The 14,499-nt window shown below is 67.2% G+C and carries 15 protein-coding genes; 4 read left to right on the top strand and 11 right to left on the bottom strand.

The genetic code is table 11. The features are described 5' to 3' along the window. Positions 1-64 precede the first annotated feature (64 nt). From ABID41_RS09855 to ABID41_RS09840, 4 genes are all read left to right on the top strand, one after another. On the top strand, positions 65-1,474 hold the full coding sequence (locus tag ABID41_RS09855) for a S41 family peptidase (RefSeq protein ID WP_331931851.1): 1,410 nt from the start codon (positions 65-67) through the stop codon (positions 1,472-1,474). Between the two features lie 89 nt (positions 1,475-1,563). Next, a complete protein-coding gene (locus tag ABID41_RS09850; RefSeq protein WP_354297473.1) occupies positions 1,564-2,730 on the top strand; it encodes a divergent polysaccharide deacetylase family protein in 1,167 nt (388 codons plus the stop codon). A 9-nt stretch (positions 2,731-2,739) separates the two neighbouring features. Next, positions 2,740-3,222 (top strand): RNA pyrophosphohydrolase, encoded by a 483-nt coding sequence (locus tag ABID41_RS09845; protein WP_331931849.1) that lies wholly within the window; start codon positions 2,740-2,742, stop codon positions 3,220-3,222. A gap of 13 nt (positions 3,223-3,235) precedes the next feature. Beyond that, positions 3,236-3,991, top strand: coding sequence for an alpha/beta fold hydrolase (locus ABID41_RS09840; protein WP_331931848.1), 756 nt, complete (start codon positions 3,236-3,238; stop codon positions 3,989-3,991). Between the two features lie 20 nt (positions 3,992-4,011). Here the strand turns inward: ABID41_RS09840 and ABID41_RS09835 are convergent, their stop codons facing one another. From ABID41_RS09835 to ABID41_RS09785, 11 genes are all read right to left on the bottom strand, one after another. Then, complete coding sequence (locus ABID41_RS09835; RefSeq protein ID WP_331931847.1) at positions 4,012-5,943, bottom strand: S9 family peptidase; 1,932 nt, start codon at positions 5,941-5,943, stop codon at positions 4,012-4,014. 78 nt (positions 5,944-6,021) lie between these two features. After that, complete coding sequence (gene sugE, locus ABID41_RS09830; protein ID WP_331931846.1) at positions 6,022-6,348, bottom strand: quaternary ammonium compound efflux SMR transporter SugE; 327 nt, start codon at positions 6,346-6,348, stop codon at positions 6,022-6,024. A 118-nt stretch (positions 6,349-6,466) separates the two neighbouring features. Next, positions 6,467-7,096 (bottom strand): hypothetical protein, encoded by a 630-nt coding sequence (locus ABID41_RS09825; protein WP_354297472.1) that lies wholly within the window; start codon positions 7,094-7,096, stop codon positions 6,467-6,469. Between the two features lie 188 nt (positions 7,097-7,284). Beyond that, the gene (locus ABID41_RS09820; protein WP_331927874.1) at positions 7,285-7,551 is read right to left on the bottom strand and encodes an ATP synthase F1 subunit epsilon; all 267 of its coding nucleotides are present in this window, start codon (positions 7,549-7,551) and stop codon (positions 7,285-7,287) included. Between the two features lie 5 nt (positions 7,552-7,556). Continuing rightward, a complete protein-coding gene (atpD, locus tag ABID41_RS09815) occupies positions 7,557-9,119 on the bottom strand; it encodes a F0F1 ATP synthase subunit beta (RefSeq protein WP_354297471.1) in 1,563 nt (520 codons plus the stop codon). 18 nt (positions 9,120-9,137) lie between these two features. Further along, positions 9,138-10,007 (bottom strand): F0F1 ATP synthase subunit gamma, encoded by an 870-nt coding sequence (locus ABID41_RS09810; protein WP_331928091.1) that lies wholly within the window; start codon positions 10,005-10,007, stop codon positions 9,138-9,140. Between the two features lie 25 nt (positions 10,008-10,032). After that, the gene (atpA, locus tag ABID41_RS09805; RefSeq protein ID WP_331928089.1) at positions 10,033-11,568 is read right to left on the bottom strand and encodes a F0F1 ATP synthase subunit alpha; all 1,536 of its coding nucleotides are present in this window, start codon (positions 11,566-11,568) and stop codon (positions 10,033-10,035) included. A 4-nt stretch (positions 11,569-11,572) separates the two neighbouring features. Then, the gene (locus tag ABID41_RS09800) at positions 11,573-12,127 is read right to left on the bottom strand and encodes a F0F1 ATP synthase subunit delta (protein WP_331928087.1); all 555 of its coding nucleotides are present in this window, start codon (positions 12,125-12,127) and stop codon (positions 11,573-11,575) included. A 188-nt stretch (positions 12,128-12,315) separates the two neighbouring features. Next, entirely contained in the window at positions 12,316-12,606 is a 291-nt protein-coding gene (locus ABID41_RS09795; protein WP_331928085.1) for a PaaI family thioesterase, read from the bottom strand. Between the two features lie 151 nt (positions 12,607-12,757). Further along, a complete protein-coding gene (locus ABID41_RS09790) occupies positions 12,758-13,099 on the bottom strand; it encodes a CC_3452 family protein (protein WP_331928083.1) in 342 nt (113 codons plus the stop codon). A 237-nt stretch (positions 13,100-13,336) separates the two neighbouring features. After that, the gene (locus ABID41_RS09785; RefSeq protein ID WP_331928081.1) at positions 13,337-14,347 is read right to left on the bottom strand and encodes a MerR family transcriptional regulator; all 1,011 of its coding nucleotides are present in this window, start codon (positions 14,345-14,347) and stop codon (positions 13,337-13,339) included. Between the last annotated feature and the right edge of the window lie 152 nt (positions 14,348-14,499).

Below are 14,499 nucleotides of genomic sequence, written 5' to 3'. Positions count from 1 at the left end.
GAGCGTAGGTTCAGGAATTCCGGTGCGGCGCCGTTCGCCGCAAGGGAGGCTGAAAGAGCCGCAAATGCGTAAGTATCTTCTGATCGGTGTTTCGGCCTTCGTGCTCGGCGCGGGGTCCATGGCCTATGTGAGCCAGCAGGCGATGGCCTCGGCCCAGGCCGCTCCCAAGGCCAATACCTACAAGATGCTAGAGCTCTTCGGCGACGTGCTCGACACGGTCGAGCGCCAGTACGTGACCGAGGTCGACGACAAGAAGCTGATCGAAGCCGCCATCGACGGCATGCTGACCTCGCTCGACCCGCACTCCGGCTATCTGAACCCCGACAGCTTCGACGACATGCGCGACCAGACGCGCGGCGAGTACGGCGGTCTGGGCATCGAGGTCACCAGCGAAGAGGGCGTGGTCAAGGTGATCTCGCCCATGGACGACACCCCCGCCTTCAAGGCGGGGATCAAGGCCGGCGACTACATCACCGCCGTCAACGGCGAGAGCGTGCTGGGCCTTTCGGTCAACGACGCGGTCAAGCAGATGCGCGGCAAGCCCGGCGAAGCGGTGACCCTGACCATCGCCCGCGAGAAGACCGATCCGTTCGACGTGAAGGTGGTGCGCGAGGTCATCAAGCCGAAGTCCGCCACCGCCAAGATGGAAGGCGACTACGGCTATCTGCGCGTCTCCGGCTTCAACGAGAAGACCACGGACGAGGCCGAGGCGGCCCTGGCCGACCTGCGCGCCAAGAACCCCAAGATGAAGGGGCTGATCCTCGACCTGCGCAACAATCCGGGCGGGCTGCTCGACCAGGCGGTCGGCATCTCCGACATGTTCCTGGAAGGCGGCGAGATCGTCTCGCAGCGCGGCCGGGACCCCCGCGACATCGAACGCTACAACGCCCGGCCCGGCGACGCCGCCAGCGGCCTGCCCATGGTGGTGCTGATCAACTCCGGCTCCGCTTCGGCGGCCGAGATCGTGGCCGGCGCCTTGCAGGACCGCAAGCGCGCCGAGGTGGTGGGCCTGACTAGCTTCGGCAAGGGCTCGGTCCAGACCGTCATCCCGCTGCGCGGCGGCATGGACGGCGCGCTGAAGCTGACGACGGCGCGCTACTACACGCCGTCCGGCCGCTCCATCCAAAAGACCGGCATCGAGCCGGACCTGGAAGTCGCCGAGACCCGCGACCAGGCCCAGCGGATCGCCAACCGCGCCTTCCAGTTCTCGGAGGCGTCCTTCCGCAACGCCTTGAACGCCGAGGAGGGCAAGGCCCGCCGTGGCGCGCACGTCCCTGCCGAATCGCCTCCCGAGAGCTTCGACGAGGACAAGGGCGATTTCCAGATGGCCCGCGCCAAAGACGTCCTGAAGTACGGATCGGTCGCCGCGACGCCCAAGCTTCCCAAGCCCGCGCCGAAGATGGCGGCCGTGGTCGCGCCAAAGACGCCGGTCCCGGCCGAAGGCGACGCTAAGCCTCTGCCTGAAAAGAAATAAGCTCTGCCGGACGCGCCGTGGTGGTTAACAACCACTACGGCGATGTTCACTGTATGAGTCGTTTGTTAACCATATTTGCGGACGCTCCAATGCCGGAACGTTCCGTGATCATGGTCATGTTTTCGAAAAAGCAATTCGCGACCGCCGCCGCAGCGCCTGCGCCGCAAGCACCGTTTTCGGACTCGCTCCTGCGCCTGTTCTCCAACCCCTATGTGGGCGCAGGCGCGGCGGGCTCCCTGCTGATCCTCACCCTTGTCGCCCTGATCGCCCTGGTGGGCGACCCGAAGGCGGCCATGCCCGTGGTGAGGCTCTCCCTGGCCAAGGTGAGCGGCGGGGCCACGCCTGACGGCTGGCGCGAGGCCCTTGCCCGCGGCGGGGATCAGCCGGCGGTGACCGAGGACATCTTCCGCCTTTCCGAGACGCCGATCGATCCCCTGGGCGGCGAGGCGACCATCACCATGCAGGGCGCGCACGGCGACGCACGGCCGCTGCCGCCGGCCCCGCTAGCGGGCCTGCATAGCCAAGGCCCCAACGGCCCGCTGCCGATCATCGCAGCGGACGGCCGGACGCCGGCCCAGGCCTATGCCCGCCCCTTCGCCCCGAACGGACGGCCCAAGGTCGCCCTGGTGATCGGCGGTCTCGGCCTCAACGCGGCCGTCACCCGCCAGGCCATCGAGACCCTGCCGCCGGAAATCACCCTCTCCTTCGTACCCTATTCGGAAGGCCTGCAGGGCTGGATCGACCTGGCTCGCGCCGCCGGCCACGAGGTCCTCCTCGAGGCCCCGATGGAGCCGGCCGACTATCCGGACAACGATCCTGGCCCCTACACGCTGATGGCCGACGCGCCGGGCCAGGAGACCGTCAAGAAGCTCGAGTGGGTGCTGTCGCGCGCCACTGGCTATTTCGGCGTCACGAACTATCTGGGCTCGCGGTTCATGACCTCCGATCCTGGCATGACCGCCTTCCTGACCGCCCTGCGGGGGCGGGGGCTCGACTTCATCGACGACGGCCAGGCCGCCCGCCACGGCGGCCCCGGACGGGCTTCGGCCCTACGGATCATCGACGATCAGCTTTCCAGCGAGGCGATCGACCAGCAACTCCTGGCGATCGAGGCCGGCGCCCTGCAGCACGGCCAGGCTCTGGGCTCGGGCTTTGCCTACCCTGTGACACTGTCGCAGGTCGGAAAATGGGCTGGAACGGTCGAATCTCGCGGATATCAGCTCGCACCGGCTTCCGCTTTGACGGTGGGTCGCTAAATGAACTTGATGACTGACCTGACTGCATATCGCCCGAACGTCGGGGTGGTTCTGTTCCATCCGGATGGACGCGTGTGGCTGGGTCGGCGCTTCCAGACCGCCGGCCCCTACAACTGGCAATTCCCGCAGGGCGGGGTGGACGCCGGCGAGGATCTGTTCCTCGCCGCCAAGCGCGAGCTGGCCGAAGAGACCGGCGTCGTCACCACCACGCTGCTCGGCCGCACAGACGGCTGGCTGGCTTACGACTTTCCGCCCGGGCACAACGGATCGAAGGTCGCGAGGGGCTGGAAAGGCCAGCGCCAGGTCTGGTTCGCCTTGCGTTTCGACGGCCTGGAGAGCGAGATCGACCTTTCCGGCGACGGACATCCCGAGTTCGACGCCTGGCGCTGGGGACGCCTCGACGAGGCGCCTGGCCTGGTCGTGCCGTTCAAGAAGTCGATCTACGAACAGGTCGTGGTGGCCTTCCACGACTTCGCCGGCCTGCCCGCCTGACACCTTCCGAGCGATGAAAGCGCCCATTGTCATGGTCCATGGGGCCTTCTGTGGCGCCTGGGCGTTCGATCGGTTCCGCCAGCCTTTCGAGGCGGCGGGCCACCAGGTGCTGACCCCCGACCTGCGCGGACATGGCGCCGGCGCGGCCGCCGAGGCGGTTATCAACGTCTCCATGCACGACTATGCCGACGACATCGCGCGCCTCTGCGAGGAACAGGCCCATCCGCCGATCCTGATCGGCCACTCCATGGGTGGCCTGGTAGCGGCCATGGCGGCGGCGAAGACGCAGGTCCAGGCCCTGGTCCTGCTGGCGCCGTCCGCCCCCTGGGGCGTCTCGGCCTCGTCCATGGAAGAGGCGATCACCGCCTTTGGCCTGCACCTGCTGGGGCCATTCTGGGCCCAGAGCGTCGCGCCGGACGCCGAGCTCATGAAGCGCTACAGCTTGGACCGGACCGATCGCGCCGACCGCGACGCGATCGTCGCACGCCTGCGGCCCGAGAGCGGCCGCGCCCTATGGGAAACGCTCAACTGGTGGCTCGACCCGTTCATGACTACCCGCGTCGGCCCGACCGGTGCGCCCTGCCTGGTGATCGCCGGTGAGCGGGACGTCGTCCACCCGCCGGCCACCGTGCGCCAGACAGCCGCCCAGCTCGACGCGACCTTCATCGAGGCGCCCGGCATGAGCCATTGGCTGCCCGGCGAGCCGGGCTGGCGGGAGGTCGCCGAGATCGCCCTCGGCTGGCTCGAAGGGCTGCACGAGGCGGCCTGAGCCGCCCCGCGGGCAGGCCCCTACTCGACGCCCAGCACCTTCTTCAGGAAGACAATCTCACTGGCCCGAACCGCTTCGGCGTTCTGCTTGCGAGCCACGCCGTGGCCTTCGTCCTTGGCCATGACATACCAGACCTCGGTGCCCTGGGCGCGCAGCTTGGCCACCATCTGCTCGGACTCGGTCCGCGGCACGCGCGGGTCGTTGGCGCCCTGATAGATCATCATCGGCTTCTTCATCCGATCGCTCAGATTGATCGGCGAGATCTTGTCGAACACGGCCCGCATCTTCGGATCACGCTCGTCGCCGTACTCCACCCGGCGCAGGTCGCGCCGATAGCCCTCGGTGTTCTGCAGGAAGGTCGTCCAGTTGGAGATACCGTAGAGGTCGATGGCCCCGGCGATCTTGTCGTTGTAGTGCGCGGCGACCGCCAGCGACATGTAGCCACCGTAGGACTGGCCGACGATGGCGATCCGGCTGGCGTCAAGGTCCGGCTGGGCAGCGACCCAGTCGAGCAGCGCGCCGATGTCCTTCACCGAGTCCTCGCGCTTCTCGGCGTTGTCGAGGCCGAGGTAGGTCTTGCCGTAGCCGGTGGAGCCGCGGACGTTCGGGATGATCACCGCCGCCCCCAGTTCGTTCACCCATGACTGCCGGCGCGGGTTGAAGCTCGGCTGCTCCTGACCTTCCGGGCCGCCGTGGATCTGGATGACCACGGGCAGCTTCTGGCCGGCCTTGGCCGCCGCCGGCCGGTAGATGAAGGCCGGGATCGAGCGCTTGTCGAAGGTCGTGTAATGGACCAGCGTCGGCTCGACGAGGCTGGCCGGGTCGAGGCCAGCCAGCTCGCTCCGGGTCCAGCGGACCAGCTTCTGATCGGCCAGCCCGAAGCTCCAGGCGTCACCCGAGGCGGTCGAGGTCGAGATGCTGAACCCGACCTGCTTGCTGTCCGGAGAAAAGCCCAAGCCGGTCAGGACGCCCAGGGGCAGCTTCGGGGTCGGCAGCTCCCGCCCGGTGGCGATCTCGCGCACCACGATCTTCGAATAGCCTTCCTCATTGACCATGTAGGCGACGAGGCGGCCGTCCTTGGAGACGTCGAACATCTCGGCCGGCCACTTGGCGGCGGGATCGAGGTTGCGGGTCGGCCCGCCGGCGATGTCCAGCACGACCGGCCGCGCCACCTCCGAACCGTCGTCCGACAGGGTGACCACGCCGCGTCCGTCGGCCGTGAAGGCGCCGCCCACATAGCCGACCTTGCGACCGGCCGGGCCTACCGGGGTCAGCGCCCCGGTCTCCAGGTTCAGGACGAACAGCTCGACGAAGGTCGAGGAATTGAACCGGCTGACCAGCAGCGACTTGCCGTCGGCGGCGTAGTCGAGCACGCTCATCGCCCCCGTGCCCTCGTGGACGACGTGGCCCTCGGGCTGGTCGGCGTCGGCCAGCATGATGTCATAGTTGGGATCGCCGGGCGTCACCTGGCTCCAGGCCACGCGCTTACCGTCGGGCGAGAACACGAAGTCGGAATTGCGGGTCTTCGGCGCGGTGAGCTGGACCTCCTGGCCGCTCAGGTCGCGCAGATAGCCCTGGTAGTACTCCGCCCCGCCGACGTCGCGCGGATAGACGAAGCGCGTTCCGCCGGGTTGAACCTTGGCCTGGTTCACCGGCTCGTCGAAGAAGGTGAGTTGGGTGCGGTCGGCCCCGGGAGCTGCGACATGGTGGATCTGGTTGACGTCACCGAACCGCGTGGCGATCAGCATCGAGCCGTCGGCCAGCCAATCCTCGAACACCGCCGACCGGGCGTTGTAGTACGGGGCGATCGCCCGCTTCAGCGCCTCGGGGGTCTCGGGGACGTTGTCATAGACGATCTGGCCCACCTCGCGACGGGGCAGGTCGGCGGCCGCTGAGGCGGTCGCGGTGGTCAGGGCCAGGGCGGCGCCGAGCAACAGAGCGCGCGTCGTCATCGGTTCGGGACTCCAAACGGCTTAAGGTTGAGCTGGAAGAAAACCGTGGCCGCGACGCGCGCTCCACGTCAATTGGCTTCAGTGTCCGGATGAACCGAAGAACTTGAGCCCCAGGATGCCCGAGACGATCAGCCCGACGCAGACCAGGCGCATGGCGGTCGCCGGCTCCTTGAAGAGGACGATGCCGAGGATGACGGTGCCCACAGCGCCGATCCCGGTCCAGACGGCATAGGCGGTGCCGAGCGGCAGCGATTTCACCGCAATGCCCAGCAGGGCCATCGAGGCCACCAGGGTGACGCCGGTGAATATGGTAGGCGCCAGGCGCGTGAACCCGTCCGTGTACTTCAGGCCCACGGCCCAGCCGACTTCACAAAGGCCCGCGATGAAGAGGATGACCCAAGCCATGGCTTTCGCCTCCTAGCTGATGGGGTCGTCCCCGGAAAACATACAAAGGCGCGGGGGTCGTCCCCCGCGCCCGAAGCTAAATGGAAGCGTCCGCGAAACGACGCCAGGCCACGCGGCCTTAGAACGTGCGTTCCGAGTAGAGGATTTCGCCTGTGTCGTAGTTCTTGCCGACCGGCGAGCCGTCCGGCTTCTTCAGTTGGAGGAACACCAGGCCGGTGGATTCCTTGTCGGTGAAATATTCCCACGAGTTGGTGATGCGCTTGAAGTCCGTCGCCGGGACGAAGTCGTTCCGCTGCGGTTCCAGACGCGGCTGGTGCAGGTAGGCGAAGATGTTCAGGCCAACGATGATCGGCTTCTCGCCGCCCACCGCGTAGTTGATCGTCAGACGGCAGACGTCCTTGTTGGAGCCCTGCGGCCAGATGGTCAGGGTGTAGGGCTTCTCGACCAGGGCCCCGACATAGGTCCCTTCGCGCTTGTTCTTCTTGTAGCCGGTTGCGGCGGCCAGCTTGTCGAAGTCGCCGCCCTGGACGAGGGGTTTGCAGACCCGGTTGATCACGTCGATGATCTGCGCTTCCGGACCGGTGGTCGGCAGCACCGGAGGAGCTTCGCCCGGCGCGGCGGCGGGCGCAGGGGCCTCGGCGGTCGGGGGCGGCGGGGCGGCGGCGGCATCCGTCGGCGGAGCAGGCTGGGCGTTGGCGGCCGTGGCGAGGCCGGCGAGGGCGATCAGACTGACGAAGGCGGTGCGCATTGCAAGGTCCCCAAACTAGACGTGCCGCATAACAAGCGAAACTGAGCGCCGCTCGCAACCCCTATACCGTCACAAGTAGGCCGATAGGTGTCGATCTAGCTCAATCGTGAAGCGTTACAATGACGCATCTCAATAAGAAAAAGGCCCCGGTGCGGAACACCGGGGCCTCGTACTCTTGCGGCCTCCGCCTAGGCGGCGACCTCTTCGGCCTGCTCGGCCAGGATGGTCAGGCCGTCCGGCGTCACGTCGGCGAATCCGCCTTGGATGACGTAGGTGGTGACAGCGCCGCCGTTGTAGACCTTCACCCGGCCTTCCTTCAGCGTCGTCATGAACGGCGCATGGTCGGCCAGCACGCCGAAGTCGCCTTCGGCGCCCGGCGCGTCGACCTGGTCAACCTGGCCGGAGAACAGTTCGCGCTCCGGCGAGACCAGCGAGAAGTGAAGCTTTCCGGCCATGTTGATTAGGCTTCCGCGGCCAGCTTCTCGGCCTTCACGACGGCGTCGTCGATGGTGCCGACATTGTAGAAGGCCGCTTCCGGCAGGTGGTCGTATTCGCCGTCCACGACCGCCTTGAAGGAGCGGATGGTGTCTTCCAGGCTCACGAAGATGCCCGGCATGTTGGTGAACTGCTCGGCCACGTGGAACGGCTGGCTGAGGAACTTCTGGATCTTCCGGGCGCGGGCCACGGTCAGCTTGTCCTCTTCCGACAGCTCGTCCATGCCCAGGATCGCGATGATGTCCTTCAGGGCCTTGTAGGCCTGCAGGGTTTCCTGAACGCGGCGGGCGACGCCGTAGTGCTCCTCGCCGATCACCAGCGGGTCCATGATCCGCGAGGTCGAGTCCAGCGGGTCCACGGCCGGGAAGATGGCCTGGGCGGCGATGTCACGCGACAGAACGGTGGTGGCGTCCAGGTGGGCGAACGAGGCGGCCGGCGCCGGGTCGGTCAGGTCGTCGGCCGGAACGTAAATGGCCTGGACCGAGGTGATCGAGCCCTTGGAGGTCGAGGTGATGCGCTCTTGCAGGTTGCCCATCTCGGTGGCGAGGGTCGGCTGATAGCCCACCGCCGACGGGATACGGCCGAGCAGGGCGGACACTTCCGAGCCCGCCTGGGTGAAGCGGAAGATGTTGTCGATGAAGAGGAGCACGTCCTTGCCCTCTTGGTCGCGGAAGTACTCGGCCTGGGCCAGGCCGGTCAGGGCGACGCGGGCGCGGGCGCCGGGCGGCTCGTTCATCTGGCCGTAGACCAGGGTGCAACGGCTGTCGCCGCCGCCGCCGGGCTGGTTCACGTTCGACTCGATCATCTCGTGATAGAGGTCGTTGCCTTCGCGGGTCCGCTCACCAACGCCCGCCAGCACGGAGTAGCCGCCGTAAGCCTTGGCGATGTTGTTGATCAGCTCCTGCATGGTCACGGTCTTGCCCACGCCGGCGCCGCCGAACAGGCCGATCTTGCCGCCCTTGGTGTAGGGGCAGAGCAGGTCGATGACCTTGATGCCGGTGACGAGCACTTCGGCCGCCGTCGACTGCTCGGCGAAGCTCGGGGCTTCACGGTGGATCGGCGCGTAGAACTCGGTCGCGATCGGGCCAGCTTCGTCGATCGGGTCGCCGATGACGTTCATGATGCGGCCCAGGGTCGCCGGGCCGACCGGCACGGTGATCACGCGGCCGGTGTCGGTCACGGCCTGACCGCGGGTCAGACCCTCGGTGGTGTCCATGGCGATCGTGCGGACGGTGTTTTCACCGAGGTGCTGAGCGACTTCCAGCACCAGGCGGAACGGCGCGCCGGTCCGTTGGTCGGTGTTCGTGGTTTCCAGCGCGTTCATGATCGCCGGCAGGTGGCCGTCGAACTCGACGTCGACGACGGCGCCGATGATCTGCGAGATGCGGCCGGAGGCCGCGCCGGCGGCGACCGCGGGGGTCGGCGCGGCGGCCTTCTTGGCGGCCGGAGCCTTCGGAGCGGCGGCCTTGGCGGCGGCCGCCTTCGGCGCGGCGGGCTTCTTGGCGGGAGCCTTGGGGGTCGTAGCCATGAGTCGGACTCTTTCGGGTTAGAGCGCTTCGGCGCCGGAGATGATCTCGATCAGCTCCTTGGTAATCTGCGCCTGGCGTGAACGGTTGTATTGCAGGGTCAGGCTGGCGATCATGTCGCCGGCGTTGCGGGTCGCGTTGTCCATCGCCGTCATCTGAGCGGCATAGAACCCGGCCTGGTTCTCAAGCATCGCCGACAGCACCTGAACGGTCAGGTTCCGCGGGAGCAGGGTTTCGAGGATCGCCTCCTCGTCCGGCTCGTACTCGTAGGCCGCGCCCTTCAGATCGACGGTCTGTCCACCGGCCTGAACCTGGGCAGGGATGAGCTGGGTCACGGTCGGGACCTGGGAGACCACCGACTGGAACCGGCTGAAGACCAGGGTCGCCACGTCGACCTCGCCGGCCTCGAACAGCTCGGTGATCTTGTCGGCCACCGGCTGGGCGGTCGCCATCGACGGCACGCCGGCTTCGAAGAACTCGACGATGCGATCACCGTACTGACGCTTGAGCTGGTCGCGAGCCTTCTTGCCGACGACCAGCAGCTTGACGTCCTTGCCCTGGCCGGTCAGCTCGTTGATCTTCTCGCGCGCGGCGCGGATGATCGCGGTGTTGAAGCCGCCCGCCATGCCGCGGTCCGAACTCGCCACGACCACCAGGTGGCGGTCGCTGCGGCCGGTCCCTACCAGCAGCTTGGGCGCGTCGTCGCCGGAGACGCCCGCCGCAAGGTTGGCGATTACCGAGGCCATGCGCTGGGCATAGGGCCGGGCGTTCTGGGCGGCGTCCTGCGAACGGCGCAGCTTCGCCGCCGCCACCATCTGCATCGCTTTCGTGATCTTCTGCGTGGCTTTCACGCTTCCGATCCGATTGCGCATCTCCTTGAGGCTGGCCATCTCCTAAAGCTCCGCCGCCAAGGCCTTACGCGAAGCTCTTGGTGAAGGCGTCGAGAGCTTCCTTCAGCTTGGCCTCGGTGTCCGCCTTCAGCTCCTTGCTGGTGCGGATGGTGTCCAGGATGCCCTGGTGCTTGGCGTGCAGGCGGGCCAGAAGCTCCGATTCGTAGCGACCCACGTCGGCGGTCGCGACGCCGTCCAGGTAGCCGCGAGTGCCGGCGTAGATCACCGCCACCTGTTCTTCGACCGCGAGCGGCGAGTACTGGGCTTGCTTCAGCAGCTCGGTGAGGCGTTCGCCACGGGCGAGCTGGCGCTGGGTGGTGACGTCGAGGTCGGAGCCGAACTTCGCGAAGGCGGCCATTTCACGATACTGGGCGAGTTCGCCCTTGATCGGACCGGAGGCCTGCTTCATCGCCTTGATCTGGGCCGAGGAGCCCACGCGGCTGACCGAGATACCGACGTTCACGGCGGGGCGGATGCCCTGGAAGAACAGGTCGGTTTCCAGGAAGATCTGGCCGTCGGTGATCGAGATCACGTTGGTCGGGATGTAGGCCGACACGTCGTTGGCCTGGGTTTCGATGACCGGCAGAGCGGTCAGCGAGCCGGAGCCGTTGTCTTCGTTCAGCTTCGCAGCGCGCTCGAGCAGGCGGCTATGCAGGTAGAAGACGTCGCCCGGATAGGCTTCGCGGCCCGGCGGACGACGCAGCAGCAGCGACATCTGGCGGTAGGCGACAGCCTGCTTGGAAAGGTCGTCATAGATGATGACGGCGTGCATGCCGTTGTCGCGGAACCACTCGCCCATGGCGCAGCCGGCGAACGGAGCCAGAAACTGCAGCGGGGCCGGTTCCGAGGCGGTCGCCGAAACGACGATGGTGTAGTCGAGAGCGCCGCGCTCTTCGAGCGTCTTGACGATCTGGGCGACGGTGGAGCGCTTTTGGCCGATGGCGACGTAGATGCAGTAGAGCTTGGCGCTCTCGTCACCGCTGGCGTTCACCGACTTCTGGTTCAGGATGGTGTCGACGGCGACGGCGGTCTTGCCGGTCTGACGGTCGCCGATGATCAGCTCGCGCTGGCCGCGGCCGACCGGGATCAGCGAGTCGATGGCCTTCAGGCCGGTCTGCACCGGCTCGTGCACCGACTTCCGCGGAATGATACCCGGCGCCTTCACGTCCACGCGGCGACGCTCGGCCACGTTCTGGATCGGGCCCTTGCCGTCGATCGGCTCACCCAGCGGGTTCACGACGCGGCCCAGCAGGCCCTTGCCGACCGGAACGTCCACGATTTCCGACAGGCGGCGGACTTCGTCGCCTTCCGCGATGGCGCGGTCTTCGCCGAAGATAACGACCCCGACGTTGTCCTTTTCGAGGTTCAGGGCCATGCCCTTCACGCCGGCCTTCGGGAACTCGACCATTTCGCCCGACTGGACGTTGTCGAGCCCGAACACGCGGGCGATGCCGTCACCGACGGACAGGACCGAACCGACGTCCGAGACGTCGGCTTCCTCGCCGAAATTGGCGATCTGCGACTTGAGGATGGCCGAAATTTCGGCGGCGCGGATATCCATGGGCTTACGCTCTCTTCAGGGCGAACTTGAGGGAGTCGAGCTTCGAACGCAGCGAAGCATCGAACAGACGGGAACCGACCTGCACCTTGATGCCGCCCAGGAGGGCCGGATCAACGCGGGTCTCGATTTCGGGGTCCTTGCCGAGCGCCGAGCGCAGGGCCGCGGCCACACCCTTGGATTGGGCGGCCGTCAGCGGCACGGCCGTCGTGACCCTGGCGGAAACCGCGCCACGCGCGCTCGCCGCAAGATCCTCGAAGGCCGCGATCACGGCCGGAAGAGCCGAGGCGCGGCCATTCGCGGCCAGCAGCCCCAGGAACTTCTGGGTCGTGGAATTGAGCTTCGCCTTGACGGCGAGGGCGGCCAAGGCCTTGCCCTTGTCGTCGGCGCTGAACGCCGGCGAAGCCAGCAAGGTCCGCAGATCCTTGCTCTCGGCGCTCATCGTTTTGAGCGCCCTCAGGTCGGCCTCGACGGCCGACAATTTCTTTTCATCGTTCGCGAGATCGAACAGGGCCTGGGCATATCTGCCGCCCACATTCGAAGTCTTGGAATCGTCCGCCACTATTTATGTCCGCCCGGTGCGCGCAAAAGGCCGCGGCGAAGAAACTCTCCACTGCGACCCTAAAGGCTTGAAAGCGCTTGGAAAAGCACAATGGCCATCGAGACTGGAAAAGCCCCTGGCCCGAAGCCGCGCGCCTGATAGCACGCGTTTTTCAGCGTCGCAACCAAACCGGCCGCGACACCTTGTGATTAAGCTGCTTGGCTTACCCTACGGAACACAGCCGAACCGGTCGCCAGGACGGTCCCTGCGCTGTCCAGCACGCGGCCAAAAACAAAGGCCAGGGTGCGGGTTGCCCGCTCAAGCTCCGCCTCGACGGAGACCTGCGTTCCGGCGATTGCGGGCGCCGCAAAATCGATCGTGAGCGACACCGGCTCGACGCCGGGGCCGGCGGCCTGGGACAGGGCGGGCTCGAGCAACCGCGCTGCGGCCCCCGGCCCTTCAGGCAGGGAAATGGTCGTATCGGAAATCTGATCAAACATGGCCGCGTCTCATAAAGGCGGCGGACGGCCGCGCCAAGCGGGCAAGAAGAAGGGCGCCGGGGAGTTCGTCCCGGCGCCCGCAAGTGGCAGGCTCGACTGACTAGCGGCTGGGAGGCGCGCCTAGAAAATGCGCGAACCTGATCCTTCAGCCTTAGCGGTTGGCGACCTGCTGAGCCGCCAGGGCCGCGGTGTTGCATTGCTCCAGCTTGGCGCCTTCGAGCTGACGGCGGGCGCCGCCGAACGAGGCCACGGCGCCAGCGTTCTTCGCCACTTCCTTGCAGGTCGAGGCCGCGAAGGTGCGAGACGACGGGGCGGCCGCCAGGCAGGTGTCGCCTTCGCACACGAAGACGGCGCCGCCGGCGATGAACTTGGTCTTTTCCGCGACCGGGTTTTGAAGCTTGGCGGTGATCGGATCGTCAGCCAGGGCCGCGCCGGCGGCGAAGGAGACGGACATCATAGCGGCGCACGCGGCCGCAAAGGTACGGAGCTTCATCGAAAGCCCTCCAGCGTTTCGGGGAGAATGGCGGGCCCTGGCGAGGGGCCCGGCCCGGTCCAATCCGGGGATTCGCAACCGGTATCCCCACCGGCGGCGCGAGCTGAACTAAGCATCGCTAAGATAACAGTGTTAAGATCGGCGGCAATCGCTTTTTTCGCAACGCCGTTATACGAAAATGCAGAGGTGCGGGGCTGCTCCCAGTTTCCTATGTATCGCGGCTACCGCCGGGCTCCCCTACCCGGAAGCGGCCACGACGGCGATCAGGCCCTCGGTCCTGGCCCGGACAGCCGGACTCGCCAGGCAGGTAGCCACCGCCTCATAGCCCGGCGCGCCGGGGTGTGGCGTAACGCGGCTCGGCGGACTGTGATTCGCCGGGCAAAGAATAATGACCTCGTCCGGCCCGATGGCGGCCAGGTCCAGGATCGCCGAGGACCTTGTCATCAGGAACAGCGGCCGCGCGCCCGGCCCTCTCCGGCGGAGCCGGGCGATCAAGGCTTCCTGCGTCGGCTCGTCCAGGTCCTGCTCGACCATGTCCACCACCAGGACGGCGGGACTCCGGGCTTCCAGATGCGCAACCAGAACTGAAAGGGCGTCCGAGGCCGTCGCACCGTCCTCCACCAGCCAACGCAGGGCTTCCTCGACCCGCGCCGCCAGCCCTTCGTCGGCGACGAGCGGCGCCTTGCGATCGAGGTCGAGAAAGGCCGCGTCCGGGAGGGCCTCGGCGATCTGCCTGGCCAACCGGGTCTTGCCGCTGCCGAGCGGGCCGATGATGTAGTTCAGGGCGCAGATGTCGCGCAGTTCGAACCGCTCCCCGCCCCAGGGCCAGGGCCAGGGCAGGCCGAACGCCACGCCCGAGCCTTCGCCCAGCAAGGCCGTCAGCTCGGATGCGGAGGGGCGCTCGCCTCGGGTCAGGCGCCCGCGCGCCGCCCGCACCTTTTCGATCAGCTCGCCCAGCCTGCGGGTCTGGCCCTCCAGGGCCGCCTGATGCGCCGCCAGGGCCGGCTCGAGATCCTGCGCCTCGCCGTTCAACGCTCGGCTCACCTGGGAAAGGCTCAAGCCAAGCGCGCGCAAGGCTGCGACCTCCCGCGCCTGCGCCATTTGCACCGGGCCGTAGGCGCGCCAGCCGGCCTCGGTGCGCACCGGACGCACCAGGCCACGCTGCTCGTAGAGGCGCAGGGCCTTGGGCGAAACACCGAGCCTTCGGGCGGCTTCGGATGGATAGAGAAATTCGGCGGAAGAACTCACGAATCACCTCGCTGTCGCTTGACCGCCCGACTTATCGAGGCGGCCCCAGGGACCGGGTCAACCACCGCGCCCGGCGAGGCGGACCAAGGCCTGCGACTCGTCGTTCACGTCTCGTCAATCATGTCGCGCATTTTGTGCGTCTGCGTTATGTC

The sequence above is a fragment of the Phenylobacterium koreense genome (assembly GCF_040545335.1).
GTDB classification, from domain to species: domain Bacteria; phylum Pseudomonadota; class Alphaproteobacteria; order Caulobacterales; family Caulobacteraceae; genus Phenylobacterium; species Phenylobacterium koreense.
Note: the sequence above shows the minus strand (reverse complement) of the source record. Positions and strands in the feature narration are given on the sequence as shown.

Excerpts from the sequence above, each read along its gene's own strand:
- ABID41_RS09855 (WP_331931851.1), top strand. The coding sequence starts at position 65 with ATGCGTAAGTATCTTCTGATCGGTGTTTCGGCCTTCGTGCTCGGCGCG.
- ABID41_RS09850 (WP_354297473.1), top strand. The coding sequence starts at position 1,564 with ATGCCGGAACGTTCCGTGATCATGGTCATGTTTTCGAAAAAGCAATTC.
- ABID41_RS09845 (WP_331931849.1), top strand. The coding sequence starts at position 2,740 with ATGACTGACCTGACTGCATATCGCCCGAACGTCGGGGTGGTTCTGTTC.
- ABID41_RS09840 (WP_331931848.1), top strand. The coding sequence starts at position 3,236 with ATGAAAGCGCCCATTGTCATGGTCCATGGGGCCTTCTGTGGCGCCTGG.
- ABID41_RS09835 (WP_331931847.1), bottom strand. The coding sequence starts at position 5,943 with ATGACGACGCGCGCTCTGTTGCTCGGCGCCGCCCTGGCCCTGACCACC.
- sugE (WP_331931846.1), bottom strand. The coding sequence starts at position 6,348 with ATGGCTTGGGTCATCCTCTTCATCGCGGGCCTTTGTGAAGTCGGCTGG.
- ABID41_RS09825 (WP_354297472.1), bottom strand. The coding sequence starts at position 7,096 with ATGCGCACCGCCTTCGTCAGTCTGATCGCCCTCGCCGGCCTCGCCACG.
- ABID41_RS09820 (WP_331927874.1), bottom strand. The coding sequence starts at position 7,551 with ATGGCCGGAAAGCTTCACTTCTCGCTGGTCTCGCCGGAGCGCGAACTG.
- atpD (WP_354297471.1), bottom strand. The coding sequence starts at position 9,119 with ATGGCTACGACCCCCAAGGCTCCCGCCAAGAAGCCCGCCGCGCCGAAG.
- ABID41_RS09810 (WP_331928091.1), bottom strand. The coding sequence starts at position 10,007 with ATGGCCAGCCTCAAGGAGATGCGCAATCGGATCGGAAGCGTGAAAGCC.
- atpA (WP_331928089.1), bottom strand. The coding sequence starts at position 11,568 with ATGGATATCCGCGCCGCCGAAATTTCGGCCATCCTCAAGTCGCAGATC.
- ABID41_RS09795 (WP_331928085.1), bottom strand. The coding sequence starts at position 12,606 with ATGTTTGATCAGATTTCCGATACGACCATTTCCCTGCCTGAAGGGCCG.
- ABID41_RS09790 (WP_331928083.1), bottom strand. The coding sequence starts at position 13,099 with ATGAAGCTCCGTACCTTTGCGGCCGCGTGCGCCGCTATGATGTCCGTC.